At 67.0% G+C, this 4,061-nt stretch carries 5 protein-coding genes and 1 pseudogene; 2 read left to right on the top strand and 4 right to left on the bottom strand.

The features are described from left to right. The 4 genes from Q1V87_RS04235 to pdxS all read right to left on the bottom strand — a co-directional run. A partial coding sequence (locus Q1V87_RS04235) for a crossover junction endodeoxyribonuclease RuvC (RefSeq protein ID WP_300590976.1) occupies positions 1-169 on the bottom strand: 169 nt, incomplete at its 3' end. Positions 170-215: 46 nt separating this feature from the next. Beyond that, complete coding sequence (locus tag Q1V87_RS04230; RefSeq protein ID WP_292711133.1) at positions 216-974, bottom strand: YebC/PmpR family DNA-binding transcriptional regulator; 759 nt, start codon at positions 972-974, stop codon at positions 216-218. Between the two features lie 36 nt (positions 975-1,010). Beyond that, positions 1,011-1,613: a pyridoxal 5'-phosphate synthase glutaminase subunit PdxT gene (gene pdxT, locus Q1V87_RS04225; RefSeq protein WP_300590975.1), complete on the bottom strand. Its 603-nt coding sequence runs from the start codon at positions 1,611-1,613 to the stop codon at positions 1,011-1,013. Further along, a complete protein-coding gene (pdxS, locus tag Q1V87_RS04220) occupies positions 1,607-2,497 on the bottom strand; it encodes a pyridoxal 5'-phosphate synthase lyase subunit PdxS (RefSeq protein WP_292711130.1) in 891 nt (296 codons plus the stop codon). Before pdxS ends, pdxT begins: the two co-directional genes overlap by 7 nt. A gap of 63 nt (positions 2,498-2,560) precedes the next feature. Between pdxS and Q1V87_RS04215 the strand changes: the two genes are divergently transcribed. Both Q1V87_RS04215 and Q1V87_RS04210 read left to right on the top strand, forming a co-directional pair. Continuing rightward, the gene (locus Q1V87_RS04215; protein ID WP_300590974.1) at positions 2,561-3,916 is read left to right on the top strand and encodes an aminotransferase class I/II-fold pyridoxal phosphate-dependent enzyme; all 1,356 of its coding nucleotides are present in this window, start codon (positions 2,561-2,563) and stop codon (positions 3,914-3,916) included. Next, positions 3,913-4,061 (top strand): annotated as a pseudogene (locus Q1V87_RS04210) (pyridoxal kinase); the annotation flags it as partial. The gene Q1V87_RS04215 and the pseudogene Q1V87_RS04210, both read left to right, overlap by 4 nt.

The raw sequence follows: 4,061 nt of genomic DNA, 5'->3' as shown, positions 1-4,061 counted from the left end.
GGATGCCGGACGCGATGCCCGCGAGACGGCGCTCGATGGCGAGGTCGGCATCCGTCCTGATCACGCCGACATGCACGAGGACGGCCGAGCGGTCGGCAGCGACATCCACGACACCCACGCCGCAGCGGGTGAGACCGGGGTCGATTCCGAGCACACGAACAGTCGCCACCCGGCAACGCTAGGCGCGACGAGCGGCGGTGCCGAGAAGGCGCGCCCTATTCGTCGTTCTCGAGTTCGGCCTGCACCTCGGCGCTCAGGTCGAAGTTGCTGTAGACGTTCTGGACGTCGTCGCTGTCTTCGAGAGCATCGATGAGGCGGAAGACCTTGCGCGCAGTATCGGCGTCGACCTCGACCTTGAGAGAGGGGACGAACTCGACATCCGCCGATTCGTAATCTAGCCCCGCCTCCTGCAGTGCCGAGCGCACCGCGACGAGGTCGGATGCCTCGGTGATGACCTCGAACCCCTGCGCGTGCGGCTCGATCTCCTCCGCGCCGGCTTCGAGAGCTGCCATCATGACGTCGTCTTCGGTGGTGCCCTCGCCGGAGACGACGATGACGCCCTTGCGGTGGAAGTTGTACGCGACCGACCCGGGGTCGGCCAGCGTTCCCCCGTTGCGCGAGAGCGCGGTGCGCACCTCCGCGGCCGCGCGGTTCTTGTTGTCGGTCAAACACTCGATCATGAGCGCGACGCCGTTGGGTCCGTAGCCTTCGTAGAGGATCGTTAGATACTCGACCGAGTCGCCGGAGATTCCCGCGCCGCGCTTGATCGCGCGATCGATGTTGTCGTTGGGAACCGACGTCTTCTTCGCCTTCTGTACGGCGTCGTACAGCGTCGGGTTACCCGAGAGATCGGCACCGCCGAGCTTGGCTGCGACTTCGATGTTCTTGATGAGTTTGGCGAACGACTTTGCACGACGCGCGTCAATGACGGCCTTCTTGTGCTTGGTCGTCGCCCACTTGGAGTGGCCGGACATGCGCTCGATTCTATCGGCCGCGCGACGCGGGCACCGTCAGGCTGCCGCGCGCACGGCTTGCAGGAACAGCTCGTGGAAGCGGGTCTCACCGGTCACCTCAGGGTGGAACGAGGTTCCGAGCAGCGCACCTTGACGAACGGCGACCACCCGGCCATCGTCGAGGGATGCCACCACCTCGGCGAGCTCCCCCACCTGCTCGACCAGCGGCGCGCGGATGAAGACAGCGTGGACGCTCTGATCGCCGAAAGCCGGGACGACGAGATCGGTTTCGAACGAGTCCACCTGGCTCCCGAACGCGTTGCGGCGAACGACCACGTCAAGGCCTCCGAATGTCTGCTGGCCCTCGATTCCGTCAACGATGGAATCGGCCAACAGGATGAGGCCAGCACACGTGCCGTACATCGGCATTCCGGCCTCGCGAGCGGCCATGATGGGCTCGCGCATCCCGAACGCCCGCGAGAGCTTGTCGATCACGCTGGACTCCCCGCCGGGGATCACGAGCCCGTCGACAGCGGCGAGTTCCTCGGGTCGGCGCACGAGGGAGACTTCGACATCGAGGGCCTGCAGCACGGCCGCGTGCTCGCGCACGTCGCCCTGGAGGGCGAGCACTCCGACGTGCGGACGCGTCGCGCTCACCAGCCCCGCTCGGCCAGTCGGTGCGGCGCGGGAAGGTCGGCGACGTTGATGCCCACCATCGCTTCGCCCAGGCCGCGGGACACGTCGGCAATGACCTTCGCGTCGTCGTAGAAGGTCGTCGCCTTCACGATCGCTGCGGCGCGCTGCGCCGGATTGCCGGACTTGAAGATGCCCGAGCCGACGAAGACGCCATCGGCGCCAAGCTGCATCATCATGGCGGCATCCGCCGGAGTCGCAACGCCCCCGGCGACGAAGAGCACGACCGGCAGTGTTCCGGTCTCGGCGATCTCGGCGACGAGTTCATAGGGCGCCTGAAGATCCTTGGCGGCGACGTACAGCTCGTCCTTGGAGAGAGCGCCGAGCGCGGCGATCTCACCCTTGATCTTGCGGATGTGCTTCATCGCCTCGGAGACGTCACCGGTGCCGGCCTCACCCTTCGAGCGGATCATCGCCGCGCCCTCGTTGATGCGACGCAGGGCCTCACCGAGGTTCGTGGCGCCACAGACGAACGGCACCGTGAAACCCCACTTGTCGATGTGGTTGACGTAGTCAGCGGGCGAGAGCACTTCGGATTCGTCGATGTAATCCACGCCGAGTTCCTGCAGCACCTGTGCCTCGACGAAGTGGCCGATGCGGGCCTTGGCCATGACCGGGATCGAGACCGCCTCGATGATGCCGTCGATCATGTCGGGGTCGCTCATGCGCGACACACCACCCTGAGCACGGATGTCGGCGGGCACCCGCTCCAGCGCCATCACCGCGACCGCACCCGCGTCCTCGGCGATCTTCGCCTGGTCGGGAGTGACGACATCCATGATGACGCCGCCCTTGAGCATTTCGGCGAGACCCCGCTTGACGCGAGACGACCCGGTGGTGGATGCGGACACGATGACCCTTTCGTCTTGACCTATGCCAAAACCTAGCATGTCCCACCGCCTAGACTCGTCGAGATGACTGCTCTCGACACCCCACCGGCGATCGCGGGCTCGACGGCGACCGACATCGCCGAGAGTGTCCGGGGTCTTGTCGAACGCGGCATGCTCGTTCCTGGAGATGCGCTCCCCCCCGTCCGCACCCTGGCCGAGCGTCTGCGCGTCAATCGCAATACCGTCGTCGCCGCCTATCGTCATCTCGCGCAGGCAGGCACGGTCGTGACGCGGGGCAGGGGCGGCACACTCATCGCCGGATCGCCCCGGATGCCGCAAGAAGGGTTCGCTGCCGGAACCGTGCTCCGAGACCTCGGCACCGGTAACCCGGACGCCGCACTGATCCCGGATCCGGCGAGGGTTCTGTCCCGCGTCATCGGCCGACCCGTGCTCTACGGGGAGCCGGTCATCGACCGCGAGTTCGAAACGTGGGCCAGCGCGTGGATGCGGCAGGCCATGGTCGATCAGCCCGAACTGCGGCTCACGATCACGGGCGGCGCGTCTGATGCGATCGAGCGGCTGCTGGGACAATCCCTTACCCGTGATGATGCCGTCGCCGTCGAAGACCCGTGCTTCTTGTCGACGATGAACATCCTGCGGCTCGGTGGGTACCGGGCAGTGCCGGTTCCCGTCGACCACGAGGGAATGACGGTCGCCGGGCTTCGTGCGGCCCTCGATGCCGGGGTGCGCGCAATTGTGAGCACGCCCCGGGCACAGAACCCCACCGGTGCAAGCCTGTCGGCCGCGCGGGCAGCCGCGCTGCGTGCCGTGTTGGCCGAGCATCCGTACGTTCTGGTCGTGGAGGACGACCACTTCTCCCTCCTCTCCGAGCGTCCCTTCCACACGATCGTCGGACCCGAGCACGAACGCTGGGCTCTCATCCGGTCCGTCTCGAAGTTCCTCGGGCCTGACATGTGTCTGGCGGTCACCGCGTCAGATCCCGACACTGCGGCACGTCTGGCGCTGCGTCTGAGCCCCGGAACAACGTGGGTGAGCCATCTGCTGCAGCGCCTCGCTCACGCGCTGCTCACCGATGATGCAGTGCGAGACGACATCCGGCGAGCGGGCGCCCACTACGCCGCGCGCAATGCCGCAGTCGCGCAGTTGCTGCAGGATGCCGGTGTTCCGGCGCATGCTGCCGACGGCCTCAACCTGTGGGTGCCGCTCGGGGCCCCGGCCCGCGCGGTCGGCGAGCATCTCATGCGGCGCGGCTGGCTCGCGCGCTCAGGCGAAGAGTTCGTGCTCGCCGGAGCGGATGCCGCGCAGCACCTGCGCCTCACGGTGCACGATCTCACGGATGCCGAGGCGACGCGCCTGGCATCCGATCTGTCAGCCGCGATCGACGCGGCCCGTTCCATGGAAGCAGGCCAGCCCTCATGAAGATCCTTTCGATCCAGTCAGCCGTCGCCTACGGACACGTCGGCAACTCTGCAGCGGTGTTCCCCCTGCAGCGCATCGGCGTCGAGGTCTTGCCGGTGTACACCGTGAACTTCTCAAACCACACCGGGTACGGCGCGTGGCGCGG

This window comes from Microbacterium sp., assembly GCF_030149085.1.
GTDB lineage: Bacteria > Actinomycetota > Actinomycetes > Actinomycetales > Microbacteriaceae > Microbacterium.
Note: the sequence above shows the minus strand (reverse complement) of the source record. Positions and strands in the feature narration are given on the sequence as shown.